This window comes from Hubeiibacter jixunmingi, from assembly GCF_041928215.1.
GTDB lineage: Bacteria > Pseudomonadota > Gammaproteobacteria > Pseudomonadales > Moraxellaceae > Acinetobacter.
Window position 1 is genome coordinate 1 of record NZ_JBHFHK010000025.1, and the last position, 13,304, is coordinate 13,304.

13 protein-coding genes and 1 pseudogene are annotated in these 13,304 nt (G+C 39.0%); 10 read left to right on the forward strand and 4 right to left on the reverse strand.

Annotated features, from left to right (window positions below; translation table 11 throughout):
• Positions 1-129: 129 nt before the first annotated feature.
• The 4 genes and pseudogenes from ACEYX7_RS05550 (at position 130) to ACEYX7_RS05565 (ending at position 2,999) form a co-directional block, all read left to right on the forward strand.
• Entirely contained in the window at positions 130-777 is a 648-nt protein-coding gene (locus tag ACEYX7_RS05550; RefSeq protein ID WP_374805248.1) for a trimeric intracellular cation channel family protein, read from the forward strand.
• A gap of 138 nt (positions 778-915) precedes the next feature.
• Positions 916-1,978 (forward strand): annotated as a pseudogene (locus ACEYX7_RS05555) (NAD(P)H-dependent flavin oxidoreductase).
• An 87-nt stretch (positions 1,979-2,065) separates the two neighbouring features.
• On the forward strand, positions 2,066-2,566 hold the full coding sequence (locus tag ACEYX7_RS05560; protein ID WP_374805249.1) for a hypothetical protein: 501 nt from the start codon (positions 2,066-2,068) through the stop codon (positions 2,564-2,566).
• A 163-nt stretch (positions 2,567-2,729) separates the two neighbouring features.
• A complete protein-coding gene (locus ACEYX7_RS05565) occupies positions 2,730-2,999 on the forward strand; it encodes a hypothetical protein (protein WP_374900295.1) in 270 nt (89 codons plus the stop codon).
• Between the two features lie 11 nt (positions 3,000-3,010).
• Here ACEYX7_RS05565 and ACEYX7_RS05570 read toward each other — a convergent pair whose 3' ends face one another.
• Positions 3,011-3,634, reverse strand: a complete 624-nt coding sequence (locus tag ACEYX7_RS05570) for a 3'-5' exonuclease (protein WP_374803740.1) — start codon at positions 3,632-3,634, stop codon at positions 3,011-3,013.
• A 15-nt stretch (positions 3,635-3,649) separates the two neighbouring features.
• On the reverse strand, positions 3,650-5,425 hold the full coding sequence (locus ACEYX7_RS05575) for a DUF294 nucleotidyltransferase-like domain-containing protein (RefSeq protein WP_374806873.1): 1,776 nt from the start codon (positions 5,423-5,425) through the stop codon (positions 3,650-3,652).
• A 240-nt stretch (positions 5,426-5,665) separates the two neighbouring features.
• Between ACEYX7_RS05575 and ACEYX7_RS05580 the strand changes: the two genes are divergently transcribed.
• The 6 genes from ACEYX7_RS05580 to gltS all read left to right on the forward strand — a co-directional run bounded on the left by ACEYX7_RS05580 (position 5,666) and on the right by gltS (position 10,874).
• The gene (locus ACEYX7_RS05580) at positions 5,666-6,646 is read left to right on the forward strand and encodes a KpsF/GutQ family sugar-phosphate isomerase (protein ID WP_374803744.1); all 981 of its coding nucleotides are present in this window, start codon (positions 5,666-5,668) and stop codon (positions 6,644-6,646) included.
• A gap of 135 nt (positions 6,647-6,781) precedes the next feature.
• A complete protein-coding gene (locus tag ACEYX7_RS05585) occupies positions 6,782-7,375 on the forward strand; it encodes a KdsC family phosphatase (RefSeq protein ID WP_374803742.1) in 594 nt (197 codons plus the stop codon).
• Between the two features lie 42 nt (positions 7,376-7,417).
• On the forward strand, positions 7,418-7,978 hold the full coding sequence (gene lptC, locus ACEYX7_RS05590; protein WP_374803736.1) for an LPS export ABC transporter periplasmic protein LptC: 561 nt from the start codon (positions 7,418-7,420) through the stop codon (positions 7,976-7,978).
• The gene (gene lptA, locus ACEYX7_RS05595; protein WP_374803734.1) at positions 7,956-8,495 is read left to right on the forward strand and encodes a lipopolysaccharide transport periplasmic protein LptA; all 540 of its coding nucleotides are present in this window, start codon (positions 7,956-7,958) and stop codon (positions 8,493-8,495) included. Before lptC ends, lptA begins: the two co-directional genes overlap by 23 nt.
• On the forward strand, positions 8,495-9,277 hold the full coding sequence (gene lptB, locus ACEYX7_RS05600) for an LPS export ABC transporter ATP-binding protein (protein ID WP_374806874.1): 783 nt from the start codon (positions 8,495-8,497) through the stop codon (positions 9,275-9,277). The genes lptA and lptB overlap by 1 nt, the downstream gene beginning before the upstream one ends.
• A 367-nt stretch (positions 9,278-9,644) precedes the next feature.
• The gene (gene gltS, locus ACEYX7_RS05605) at positions 9,645-10,874 is read left to right on the forward strand and encodes a sodium/glutamate symporter (RefSeq protein ID WP_374806875.1); all 1,230 of its coding nucleotides are present in this window, start codon (positions 9,645-9,647) and stop codon (positions 10,872-10,874) included.
• A gap of 105 nt (positions 10,875-10,979) precedes the next feature.
• Here the strand turns inward: gltS and ACEYX7_RS05610 are convergent, their stop codons facing one another.
• Both ACEYX7_RS05610 and rho read right to left on the reverse strand, forming a co-directional pair.
• On the reverse strand, positions 10,980-11,372 hold the full coding sequence (locus tag ACEYX7_RS05610; protein ID WP_374900296.1) for a hypothetical protein: 393 nt from the start codon (positions 11,370-11,372) through the stop codon (positions 10,980-10,982).
• Positions 11,373-11,746: 374 nt separating this feature from the next.
• Positions 11,747-13,015 carry a transcription termination factor Rho gene (rho, locus tag ACEYX7_RS05615; protein WP_374803726.1) on the reverse strand — a complete coding sequence of 423 codons (1,269 nt, stop codon included), beginning with the start codon at positions 13,013-13,015 and terminating at the stop codon, positions 11,747-11,749.
• Between the last annotated feature and the right edge of the window lie 289 nt (positions 13,016-13,304).

Here is a 13,304-nt window from a genome sequence, read left to right on the forward strand (position 1 = left end):
TGGTTTTTTTGTCATGCCTTATGCTACTATAGTTTATTCCCCTTATGCAAAAAAATTACGGTTTTGCGTAAGTCCTATCATTATATCTAGGATTGATATTAATGATTATTTCCTTGTTGAGTAATTGCCATGCCCATCAACGATCTGACCCTTTGGGGCGAAACTTTACGTATCATGGTTGAAGTGATTGGAACTTTAGCCTTTGCTGTATCGGGTGTGTTGTCGGGTATGCGTAAACGCATGGATGTGTTTGGTGTAGCCGTATTGGGTTTTTTGGCTGCCTTTGGTGGCGGTACGTTAAGAGATATTTTACTTGATATACGTCCATTCTTTTGGGTATCGCAAGAGATTATGCTATGGTTGGTATTTAGTCTATGTATCTTTATGATGTTTGCCAATAATTGGCGTAAGATTCATATTACGCCGTCTGCTATCCAGTTTGCGGATGCTTTAGGCTTAGGCTTATTTGTGGCTGCAGGTGTACAAGCTGCTTTAGCAACAGGTATTCCTATGTCAGTGGCGGTCATTATGGGGATTATAACAGGCGTGTTTGGCGGTGTAATGCGAGACATTGCTTGTGGTGAAATGCCAACAGCATTTTTTGATCGCCGACCATATGCGATGTGTGCCTTAGTCGGTGGATGGGTACATGCTTTTTTGGCGGTTTATTCCGTGTTGCCGTCTTGGTTGGTATTGTTGATTAGTGCAAGCACCATTACAGGTCTGCGTATTTGTGTTATTGTATTTGACTATCGATTACCTGATTGGCATAGATAGAGTGAATATTTTAGTGATTGATAATGTGTGAATTTTGGGTTTGACATGTCATCATTTTGTTATGAAACGCTATATAAATCTTTTTTGGATTTTTAATCATAAACATCTAATCGGTATGGGAAAATGACACGCAATCTAATGCTCACAAAACTAAACATAGAACAACCAATTATCCTTGCCCCAATGGCAGGAGTAAGCACTCCGCAACTCGCTGCTGCAGTAAGTAATGCGGGTGGTTTAGGTAGCCTAGGTTTGGGGGCGAATAACGCAGAACAGGCTAGGTCGCTTATTTTAAAGACTCAAGCTTTGACGGATCAATCCTTTCAAGTCAATTTCTTTTGCCATAAACCTACGATATATCAAGCAGAACAAGCCCAAGTTTGGATTGATTATTTACAACCATTTTTTGAAAAAATATCAACAATCTCCACCGCAGAATTTGCATAAAATCTATCAAAGTTTTGTAGAAAATGATGATTTATTACAAGTTGTATTGGAAACATGTCCTAAGGCAGTGAGTTTTCATTTTGGCTTGCCTTTACCACATCAAATACAGGCTTTAAAACAAGCAAATATTGTCACAATGGTCAGTGTAACAAATTTGTCGGAGGCACGCTTAGCATTGGCATCAGACATAGATATTCTGATCGCTCAGGGTATTGAGGCAGGAGGTCATCGTGGTTGCTTTGATCCAAATTATGATACGGCAATCTGTACTTTAGATTTGGTTAAGCTACTCAAACAGCATTGTGATGCACCGATTGTTGCTGCAGGTGGCTTGATGTCTGGTGAAGATATTGCCAGAGTGATTGAAATGGGAGCGAGTGCTGGGCAGTTGGGTACGGCATTTTTACTGTGTGAGGAATCAGGGGCTAATCAGGCTTACCGTCAGATTTTACGCCAGCAGATGACTTCTTCTACCGCAACGATCACCCAACCTACGGATATTATCTCTGGGCGTATGGCACGTGGATTGGTTAATGATTGGCACACATTAGTAGATGGGTCACAACGCCCAAATCACGCAGGTTATCCTTATAGTTATGATTTGGCAAAACAATTGCATCAGATTGCTAGCCAGCACGGTGATCATGGATTTGCCGCATTTTGGGCTGGTACAGATGTGAAAAGAATTCGGGAATTGGATGCAGATGTATTGATGAAAAAAATAATTGCAGAATTTAACAATTTTAGTGATTAGCGATAGTAGGATGGGAGAGAAGGCATTGTTTTCATGATTTGAATTGATATAATTTCATTTTTAAATAAGATTTGAAAGAGAATCCTTATGTTTGCAAAGTATTTACTGCTTATTCCCGTATTTACCCTGTCTTTAACCGCTTGTAATCGCCAACCCTCAGCAGAAAACGAACAACGTGCTGCGATTCGACCAGCGGTAAAATTGACGAATGATGCTACAGCAGTTGCCAATGAAGCATGGGTTCTGATGAATCAGGTCGATCAGATGCTTTATTCTGGTGATAATGCTGATTTGGAAAATAGCGTGCGTAAGCCTGTGCGAGAGCTGACTTTGCGTTGGAAAACTGAAGTCAAAATGACTGATTCAGTGACTGAAGGTAAATATGCTCTATGTCGTAAGGCATTGAATAGTTTAGATGTATGGGCAAGAGCAGTACAAAACAAACAAGACCCAAGTTCTGCCAAAGCAGATTATGAACGTGATAAAAATCTATGTAAATCTGCTATCGAACATCCAGAGCAAGGCAATACTTCTCCAAAAGAGTTAAAAGAGCGTAACCTGCCTGCCAGTGAAGTCGTCAAAAATTAATGCCTGTAAATGTCATGATCTTATGATTGTGGAAGATAGAAATAAGGTGGGTTAATTTATGTAACCTAGACTTATTTCTATCAATACTTGTTAAGTTTGACTTTGGTCGTTGAAATGGTTAGATTTAAAACAGCATCTTATCAAATGATTTCGGATTTTTCGTATGGGTGATTTTATTGTTTCACTTCTTGCCAGTTTTGTACCGATTTTTTTGGATGATAATAAGGCACATATCGAACTGACTAAATGGCGAGTGATAGCTTTATTTGCGGTGATTTTTATTTCGGTATATGTGTTTTTTGCGACATTCTTTTTTGGCGTAGAGTTACTAAAAGGTTTCCCAATACCGTGGCTAGGTTTAGCCGTTAGTGATTTTATTTTCGCATTTTTGGTGGTTTTAATACTAGTGATTATGGATAAACTTAAGGCATAACTCTTTTGAGTTTAATCACGATATAGATGACAAAATACCATAGCAGTCATTATGGCATCATTTAAAGCATCATGAGCGGGTAGGCGTGGAATCTGATATTCATCAATCAATTGATCTAGATGCTTTGCACTTACTGCATTTTCGCTACCGCTTTTCTTTTGCCGCTGAGCTTGCTCCATTTTACTGACATCAATTAATTGATTTTTTAAATTTTTTCCCAAAAAAGGTTTGACTAAAGCATTTAAAAAAGCCATATCTATATCTACACAAAAACCGATAATTGGACGACTACCGATAAAAGGCAATAATTGAGCCAACAATTCATCATGATTTATACCATTTTCAACATCAATCGGTCTTAAACCATGGATAATAATATTTTCAGGTGTTGGTAAAACTGGCGGACGACAAATCAGCGATAAAGCATCACTGCTGTGCATCTGTAATAGACCATGCTGTTTTACAATTTTGACTGCACCGACGCTGAGTATATGATCTGTCTTAGCATTTAATCCTGTCATTTCAAAATCCAAACACACCCATTCATCAGTCGGTGCTTTATCAAATAAATATTGATATTCGGGATGTAATAAATGAGGCTTATTTGAAAATAATGATTTTAGGGCATCAAACATTTTATTTCTCCTTATTTAAAATACGTCTAGGCGATAACGATGCGTGATACTGGCTTTAAAATCTTTTACGATTGCTAAAGACTGTTTTAATAGATCTTTTTCCAAAGCAGATAACTTATTTGGATTGACTTTACGTGCTGAGCGATCACTGGTGACAAGCGATACTGCAAGGCGTTTGGATAAGAAAAATTCCAATGCTTCCACGATATTTTGGGCTACTTTGGCTTCAATCACACCCTTATTGGCAAGAGCATGTAAGCGTGCTTTGGTACTATTTTCGGTAATACCATGATCTAATGCTAGCGTGCGTGTGCCATGTACAATTGGAAAAATACCTGCCTTTTTTAAATCTATATCACTGTCAGCACCACCAGTAAATTTCTGCCAAAAGCTATGTCCGTCGCCAAATTGCAACATAGGCTTCGCAAAACGGTTAATAAAATTACTGGCACTATTATGTTGATAACGATCAAAAAAATGAGCTTTTAATTCTTCATACAAAGAAAAATCGCCACACACTGGCATTGCATCCATGAGCACAGTGAGCCACATCATATCGTCGCCACTAGCGTGGATAAACCATGTACTGACTTGTTGTTTAAAATCGCTGATATGTAAACACCAACGTGAATGATTCATCATGATGCCACCCGTACATAGCGGATAACCGAGCTGGTTTAAAGTTTGGTTAAACTGCTCAGCATAATTGGCAATGTTAGGGTCTTCAAAACCATCACGAATAATTAAAGCATTGTCTTGGTCGGTACGCATAATTTGTTCACCACGTCCTTCCGAACCCATGACCATAACACAACTGTTATCAAAGACAGCTTTGGGTACGAGCATTGACCATAATTTGGCAAAAACGTGTAGATTTAGATGCTGCACCATTCGACTAACGACATAAGTTTTACTGCCATTTTGATGTTGTGTGCGAATAAATTTACCAATCATTTGTACAGCAACAGAAAGCTCATCGATATTTTCAGCATTTTCAATATGTGCTGCGATAAGGTTAGAATGATTACTCAAAAAGCTTAATAGTTCCGTTTGTCCAAGCACGCCTGTGATGACATCATTTTCTACGATGGGCAATCGATGCACTTTGTTATTCAGCATACATAATAAAGCATCACTGACATCCGCATCAGGCGTAATTGTCTTAAGGTTAAAATTGGTAAATTGAATCACAGGTGTGTTGGCAAAATCTACTTTTTGTTCAATTGCTTTACAGACATCCACTTGTGTAAACATCCCAATGCCTTGCTGACTGGTGACTAAAATATGTTTACTATTACCGTGATTCATTTTAACCACCGCATTAAATAGATTGTCATTTTCATCAATAAAAAGCGGTGTACGAATATGATCTTGTAACTCGCTCAAACGGCGATGCAATAAATTTTGACTTTCTTGTCCTGCTTGTTTGATTTCACTCTCAGCAACTCGTTCTACCAAATCAGCAAATAATAAGCTTTTGAGTCGGCTATTTTGTTCAGTGACTTGCTGTAAAATTTTACCATCAAGCTTCAGTAATAAGGTTTGTTCACTGGCGGTAAAAGTGGCGTGATGCTGGCTGTCGAACCAGTCCCCTGTATTCAATCCCGCCAAGATTTCATCGCCCAAGGTTTCACGGATTTTACCTTTTAAAATCACAAAAAAATCGCCAAGCCATTCTTTGGGCACACTTTGTTGTTTATCTAAATAGACCACTTTGCTGTTTTGATTTAGCAATTGACGTTGCTGTGTTGTAAGCACATCAAAAGGCTGTGTATATAAATAGTTTTGCATCACGCTTCCTTATGTTGTGGGCTTTCGTAGATTGTAATCTTTATTGGTCATCGGTGCTAGTAGATAAAGGTATTAATCATTAACGTTTGCGATTAACTAAAAAATTGTTTTTATGATGACTTATAGGACGAGTTTAGGTATTTAAGATGTAAAATTGTCAAAAAAATTATCCAACATCATACAATGGATTTTTTTATGTTAAACTTGACCAGTTCATATTCTGTAATGCTAAAAAGACCTATGATTAATCGACAACATATTGATTTTGAAAAAGTTGCTAAACATACTTTGGCAATTGAGCAAAATGCATTAGTGATTCTTTCGGATCAAATTGATGCACGTTTTAGTCAGGCTTGCCAAATTCTGTTGCAATGCCAAGGGCGTGTTGTCGTGACAGGTATGGGAAAATCAGGACATATTGGTAGAAAGATTGCGGCGACTTTGGCATCTACTGGCACACCGTCTTTTTTTATGCATCCTGGTGAAGCTGGGCATGGTGACTTGGGGATGCTGGTGCGTGGTGATGTATTAATTGCCATTTCTAACTCAGGCAAAAGCGATGAAATCATGATGCTGATGCCATTGATTAAGCATTTGGGCGTACCATTAATTACCATAAGCCGTGATGACACAGGGCCTATGCCACAAAATGCCGATGTTGCATTGACTTTGGGTAATGCTGAAGAAGCCTGTCCTTTGGGCTTGGCACCGACATCGAGTACCACAGCGACTTTGGCTTTGGGCGATGCACTGGCGGTCGCATTGTTGGAGGCGAGAGGTTTTACTGCGGATGATTTTGCTCGTTCACATCCTGCTGGTGCTTTGGGCAAACGTTTACTATTGCACGTACGTGATTTGATGCATACAGGTGAGGCTTTACCAAAAGTTGCACCAGATACGTTGATGAAACAAGTGCTTTTTGAAATGACTGAAAAACGTTTGGGATTGACCACAATTGTTGATGAAAAAAATGTCTTATTAGGTATTTTTACTGACGGTGATCTACGCCGTTTAATTGAAAAACAAGATGGCATTCAGCTTAATATGCCTATATCTGAGGTAATGACCAAACAACCATTTACCATTTTGGCAGATGCACGGGCGATTGATGCCTTAGATCAATTGAAAGATAAAAAAATCAATCAATTTGTGGTGGTGGATGAGGCGGATAAACTCTTAGGTGTTATTTCTATGCATGATTTGATTCGTGCAGGAATGTAGTGATTGATATCAAGCTAGGTCATGTCAATATAGTCTAAAAGCCATTCTGTGATTGCATTACTCATGGCGAAAGATTTACAATAGCTGTTATTGCTGAATATTTTAACTGATGAGGTCTGTATGGCTTTAAGAGATATGCAAAACGAGCCTACGGCACAAATTACCGACAAAATTTTAGAAAAGCTTGCCAAGATGCAAGCCTTAGTTCTTGATGTTGATGGTATCTTGAGTGATGGTTTTGTGACGTTGACCAATACAGGCGATGAGCTCAAATCTTTTGATATTCGTGATGGCTTAGGCATGAAGTTGGTGCAAAAAGCAGGTATCAAAGTCATTATTATCACAGGTCGCAACAGTGAAATTGTCAATAAACGTATGACTGACTTGGGTGTGGATTTAATTATTCAGGGTCGTGAAGATAAAGGCATCGCACTGGAAGAAGCTTGTGAAAAGTTAGAAATCTGGTCAAATTATTGCTTGTACATGGGCGATGACTGGCCTGACTTGTCCGCATTTGCGATTGCTGGAATGAAAGTGACTGTACCAAATGGGCATATCGAATTAAAAAAACGTGCTGACTTTGTGACGCAAGCTATGGGTGGACGTGGTGCCGTGCGTGAAGTGTGTGATTTATTATTGCAGGCACATGATAAATATGATGAGTTATTGGCAAGTTTTTTATTGCCGAAACATCATATGATGAAGCCTGATTTGTTTTCGCAAGCATGATGGTAATACTGTAAATTGTTTAATTTGGTGTGAGAAATAGAAATGGAAACACGTGGTTTATATGTTTTAGCCGTGCTATTTGTCGCAGTAGTGGGTGGTTTTTACTATTTTTCAGGTCAGGATGAAAGCCAAAGCACTGCAAGTAATCAAAACTATTCTTCTGAAGCCAAAAACATTCGTGTGATCCAAACCAATGAGCAAGGACAATTACAGCTCACTGCAAATATTGGCGAAGCGACGCAGTCCATGCAGACGGGTGAAACCAATCTGCAAGGTATTCGTGGAGAGCTGTACGATCAAGGACAAAAAGATGTGGTCTTTTCTGCCGATCGCAGTCGTGCGGACAAAGATTTCATTAAGGTAGAACTGTTTAACAACATTACCGTGTCTAGATTGGCTAAACAGGATACCCCAAGCAGTACCTTTTATACCGATTATTTGCAGAGTGATACCAAAACTCAGCAAATCGAAACACAGCATCCTGTGCAGCTTCATACAGCACAAGCAGAATTAAATAGTCAGGGTCTGAAAGCAAATTTACGCACAGGCGACTACGAACTTTACTCTATCCGAGGTCAATATGTACCAAGTCCGTCACAATAAATCCCGAAAAATCGCTTATCTTTGTCTATTGGCACTAAGCATTTTCGGTTCGCAACATAGTTTTGCTTTGGATAGTGACCGTAAGCAGCCTGTTACCTTAGAAGCAGATCGAGCTACTTTTAATGAACGTACAGGTGTGACGACTTATACAGGTAATGTCATTATTCAACAAGGTTCTTTTCGTCTAAATGCCAGCTCAATTACAGCAAATTTGAACGGACAACGCCAAATTCAGTCAGTTATAGCACAAGGTAATCCTGCACGTTTCCAACAACAATTAGAACGTAATGGATTGGCACGTGGTGAAGGGCAGCGTATTCAGTATAATGCAGAAACTGGGATTGTGATGTTATCGGGTCGTGCCTTTTTAGAGCAAAATGGTGCAACTTTCCGTGGTGAAACCTTGACTTATAGTATGAGTAAAGGCGATATCGAGGCATCAGGTGGTCAAAAAGGACGTATCAAAATCGTTATTCCACCATCAGCAACGCAGAATCTGCGTGGGGTACGTAACTGATGACCGTACAAAATCCAAGCATTAGCCCAAGTAGTCAGGTCAATTTAGCCCAAAATAAGCAAGTGCTCAAAGTACAACATTTGGCAAAAGTCTATAGCAAGCGTTGGGTGGTCAAAGACGTTTCATTACAAATCGAAAGTGGTCAAATTGTAGGTTTACTTGGTCCAAATGGTGCAGGCAAAACCACGAGCTTTTATATGGTTGTTGGCTTAGTGCGTATGGATAAAGGCAGCATTAGTTTGGATAATGCAGACTTATCAAATCTTGCCATGCATGAGCGTGCACGAAAAGGCATTGGCTATTTGCCACAAGAAGCATCGATTTTTCGCAAATTAACGGTTGCTGATAATATCATGGCGATATTAGAAACACGCAAAGATCTTGATAAGGCACAGCGTCAGCAACAATTACAACACTTGCTTGATGATTTTAAAATTAATCATATCAAAGATTCTTTAGGCATGAGTTTGTCTGGTGGTGAACGCCGACGTGCAGAAATTGCACGTGCTTTGGCATCTGATCCAAAGTTTATGTTATTGGACGAGCCTTTTGCAGGGGTAGATCCGATTTCAGTGAGTGATATTAAAGATGTGATTACCACATTAACCGAACGAGGAATTGGCGTACTGATTACCGATCATAACGTACGTGAAACTTTGGCAATCTGTGAAAAAGCCTATATCGTTTCTGAAGGTAGCGTTATCGCAGAAGGTACAGCCGAAGAAATTTTGCAAAATGAACAAGTGCGTAAAGTATATTTAGGTGATGACTTCAAAGTTTAAGTTTTTATTTACAAAGTAAAAGTAGCGTTGTTTTTAAAAATATTTCAAGCCAATTTAAAAATATCAGTGCTATATCTTGAGTTATCTGATTGTTTTTCCTGTATTAAAAATAAACGTATGTAACAAAAACTTACTAAGTAAATTTTGTTTAATATTGTTTTTAATTTATTATGCTTTTTTTTGTGGTCAGGATGGGTCATCGTAACATAGGGTAATTGGCGATGATCTTTGGCATTGTTATGCTTTTTTATACTGACTTATTTTTTAGATTTAGCTGCTATCATTGGCTGGTTTTCGTCTTTAGTTTAAGTACATGTAAAATCATTTTGAGCCGTGACCAGCGCAATATTTTATATGGGGTAGAGTTGTGGAATACACCTTTAATGCGTATTACACCCTAATTGCTGCTGTTGTTGTACTCATGCTTGGTCGTGCTTTGGTACAAAAGATTAACTTTTTACAGCGTTACAATATTCCAGAGCCTGTCGCTGGTGGTTTGGTTGCAGCAATTGTGGCTTTTATGTGCTATCACTTTTTTGGTGCAAGTGGCAAATTCAGTAGCGAATTACAGACCAGCTTTATGTTAATTTTCTTTGCTTCTATTGGCTTGAGTGCAAACTTCAAAAAGCTTATGGAAGGTGGAAAAGGCTTGATTATATTCTTAGTCGGCATTTCATTATTTATTGTTGTACAAAACATGGTTGGTATCGGCTTGGCAACAGCATTAGACCTTAATCCTCTGATTGGTTTGGTGGCGGGTTCGATTACATTGACTGGTGGTCATGGTACAGCAGCAGCATGGGGAAGTACTTTAGAGACTCGCTATGGTGTTGATGGTGCAACGACTTTGGGTATGGCGAGTGCGACCTTTGGTCTTGTGATTGGTGGTCTGATGGGTGGACCGATTGCACGTATGCTGATTGAACGCAAACGCCTTGCGACACCAATTGCCAATAATAATGCCAACAATAGTGATCAGCCATTTGAAGATGATGGTTCAGCTGCATTTGAATATCGTAACAAAACACGTTTGATTACTGCAGATAATGCCATTACTACACTTGGACTATTTGCCGCGTGTTTGGCTTTTGCACATCTTATGACAGGTCTTGTAAAAGGTACGCCATTTGAATTGCCTACATTCGTTTGGGCGTTATTTGGTGGTGTGGTACTTCGTAATGTGTTAGAAGGCATTTTCAAGGTCAGTATGTTTGACCGTGCGATTGATGTGTTTGGTAATGCGTCATTGAGTTTATTCTTGGCAATGGCTTTATTATCATTGAAGTTGTGGCAATTGGCAGGTTTGGCAGGACCATTGATGATCATTCTTGCAGTACAGACTGTAGTGATGGGCTTGTTTGCCGTGTTTGTGACCTTCAAAATCATGGGTAGTAACTACGATGCGGCAGTATTATCTGCTGGTCATTGTGGTTTTGGTATGGGTGCAACACCGACTGCGGTGGCAAATATGCAATCCATTACCAATACTTATGGTGCATCTCACAAGGCATTTTTAATTGTGCCTTTGGTAGGTGCATTCTTTGTTGATCTCGTGAACGTGGTTGTTATTCAGACACTATTAAAGATATTTGGTTAATTGTATAGAATACAAAGTCATTCTTTATAATGTCAAAAAAGCCCTTTTAAAATCAATTAAAAGGGCTTTTTTAATCGCTAAATCTTTTAAAAATTTAACTTAAGATTATTGTGCAGCAGATGCAACAGCATTTTTGATGTCAGCTTTTGCAGCTTCAGCAGTGTTTTTGACATCTGTCGCAGCAGTATTAGCAGTATTTTTTACATCATTTGCGGCAGCGACAGCCGTATTTGTGGCATTGTTTGCAGCAGCTGTAGCGTTATTCGCAGCGTTATTTGCAGCAGCTGTAGCAGTGTTCGCTGCATTGGTTGCAGTCGCTGCGACATTATTCGCAGCAGCCGTAGCGGTATTCGCAGCGTTATTTGCAGCGGCAGCAGCATTGTTGGCAACAGTAGCTGCGCTCGCAGCAGCAATGGCAGCTGGATCTTCTTTCTTAGCACAGCCTACAACAGCCAAAGTAGCGATTAAGCCTGTAGCAATAGCGATATTTTTTAACATAGCATCATACTCTATCAATAGCGAGCCAAATCATTGACTCAGAAATGGTGGGATAAATGATCGTAGAACCCTATCAGCCAAGCCATCAGAAAGATTAAACTTAGACTTGGTCAATCAGACAGATAAGTTCGATGTAAATATGATAAAGGTACTCACCTCACATTCATACGCAGTATCACAATACTGATCACTTATTGATATCCTAGCATCCAAATATGACAATTACATCACTATTATGTAACATTGTCATGAATTAAATAGATGCATAATTTTGATTTAATCTAAATTGACGATGAATAATTGTACATATAAAAAATCACCATAATTGCGAAAATTATGGTGATTCTTAAACACAATGTAGTGAAAAATAAAGCTTAATTGCTGGCTTTACGTTTCATTTGATCGAAAAAGTCGTCATTGGTTTTGCTGTCTTTCATACGATCCAACAAAAACTCCATCGCAGCAAGTTCATCCATTGGGTGCAATAATTTACGCAAAATCCAAATTTTACGTAACAAATCTTCGCTAATTAAACGTTCTTCTCGGCGTGTACCAGACTTGTTGATATTCATTGCAGGGAATACACGTTTCTCAGCGATACGACGCTCAAGCGTGATCTCTTGGTTGCCTGTACCTTTGAATTCTTCGTAGATGACTTCATCCATACGGCTACCTGTTTCAATCAGGGCTGTAGAAATAATCGTCAAAGAACCGCCTTCTTCAATATTACGTGCAGCACCGAAGAAACGTTTTGGACGTTCTAATGCATGTGCATCCACACCACCTGTTAATACTTTACCAGATGATGGAATCACTGTGTTGTATGCACGTGCTAGACGTGTGATCGAGTCGAGTAAAATCACCACATCTTTTTTGTGTTCAACCAAACGTTTGGCTTTTTCGATGACCATTTCTGCCACTTGAACGTGACGTGCTGGTGCTTCATCGAAGGTTGATGCAATGATTTCACCACGTACAGTACGTTCCATCTCAGTGACTTCTTCTGGACGTTCGTCAATCAATAACACGATCAAGAATACTTCAGGATTATTGCGTACGATAGATTGTGCAATACTTTGCAACAACATGGTTTTACCTGCTTTTGGTGGTGCAACGATGATTGAACGTTGTCCTTTACCAATTGGTGCGATCAAGTCAATCACACGTGCGGTCAAATCTTCAGTTGAGCCATTACCAAGTTCTAAAACCAACTGTTCAGTTGGAAAAAGTGGTGTAAGGTTTTCAAATAATATTTTATTACGTGAATTTTCAGGCGTATCGAAGTTAAGCTCATTCACCTTGAGCAAAGCAAAGTAACGTTCACCTTCTTTTGGTGGGCGAATCGTACCATTGATCGTATCGCCTGTACGTAGGTTAAAACGACGAATTTGTGACGGACTCACATAGATATCATCTGGACCAGCAAGATAAGAGCCTGACGAAGAACGTAAAAAGCCGTAACCATCCGCCAAAATTTCCAGTACGCCATCACCAAAAATCTCTTCGCCGTTCATGGCATGACGTTTTAAAATCGCAAAAATCACATCTTGTTTGCGGTTACGAGCCATGCCTTCAAGACCCATAAATTCAGCAATTTTGATGAGTTCGCCTATTGGTTTTTTCTTTAGTTCAGTTAAATTCATATGAAGAAGTCATAATTTGGGTTGAGATACCTTTAGCGACAGCAGTTTTTGTTGATCTTATCTAAAAATGAAGCAAAATAAATTTATATCATCACCGAGCCATAATCATATTTATGGTGTTTATGATCAAAAATTTATAAAACCAACCAAGAAATAAAGACCTTTTGTAAAAACTTTTTGCAGCTAAATCATTGCCGTCTTCACATATTCCAAAATAAATATAATTTCAAAAAAATCACAACCCATAAATTAAAATAGGTGTATTAAACATACGATGATGATTGAGAAA

Bases quoted from the DNA above. Each gene is read 5' to 3' on its own strand.
- ACEYX7_RS05550 (WP_374805248.1), top strand. From the start codon at position 130: ATGCCCATCAACGATCTGACCCTTTGGGGCGAAACTTTACGTATCATG.
- ACEYX7_RS05560 (WP_374805249.1), top strand. From the start codon at position 2,066: ATGTTTGCAAAGTATTTACTGCTTATTCCCGTATTTACCCTGTCTTTA.
- ACEYX7_RS05565 (WP_374900295.1), top strand. From the start codon at position 2,730: ATGGGTGATTTTATTGTTTCACTTCTTGCCAGTTTTGTACCGATTTTT.
- ACEYX7_RS05570 (WP_374803740.1), bottom strand. From the start codon at position 3,634: ATGTTTGATGCCCTAAAATCATTATTTTCAAATAAGCCTCATTTATTA.
- ACEYX7_RS05575 (WP_374806873.1), bottom strand. From the start codon at position 5,425: ATGCAAAACTATTTATATACACAGCCTTTTGATGTGCTTACAACACAG.
- ACEYX7_RS05580 (WP_374803744.1), top strand. From the start codon at position 5,666: ATGATTAATCGACAACATATTGATTTTGAAAAAGTTGCTAAACATACT.
- ACEYX7_RS05585 (WP_374803742.1), top strand. From the start codon at position 6,782: ATGCAAAACGAGCCTACGGCACAAATTACCGACAAAATTTTAGAAAAG.
- lptC (WP_374803736.1), top strand. From the start codon at position 7,418: ATGGAAACACGTGGTTTATATGTTTTAGCCGTGCTATTTGTCGCAGTA.
- lptA (WP_374803734.1), top strand. From the start codon at position 7,956: ATGTACCAAGTCCGTCACAATAAATCCCGAAAAATCGCTTATCTTTGT.
- lptB (WP_374806874.1), top strand. From the start codon at position 8,495: ATGACCGTACAAAATCCAAGCATTAGCCCAAGTAGTCAGGTCAATTTA.
- ACEYX7_RS05610 (WP_374900296.1), bottom strand. From the start codon at position 11,372: ATGTTAAAAAATATCGCTATTGCTACAGGCTTAATCGCTACTTTGGCT.
- rho (WP_374803726.1), bottom strand. From the start codon at position 13,015: ATGAATTTAACTGAACTAAAGAAAAAACCAATAGGCGAACTCATCAAA.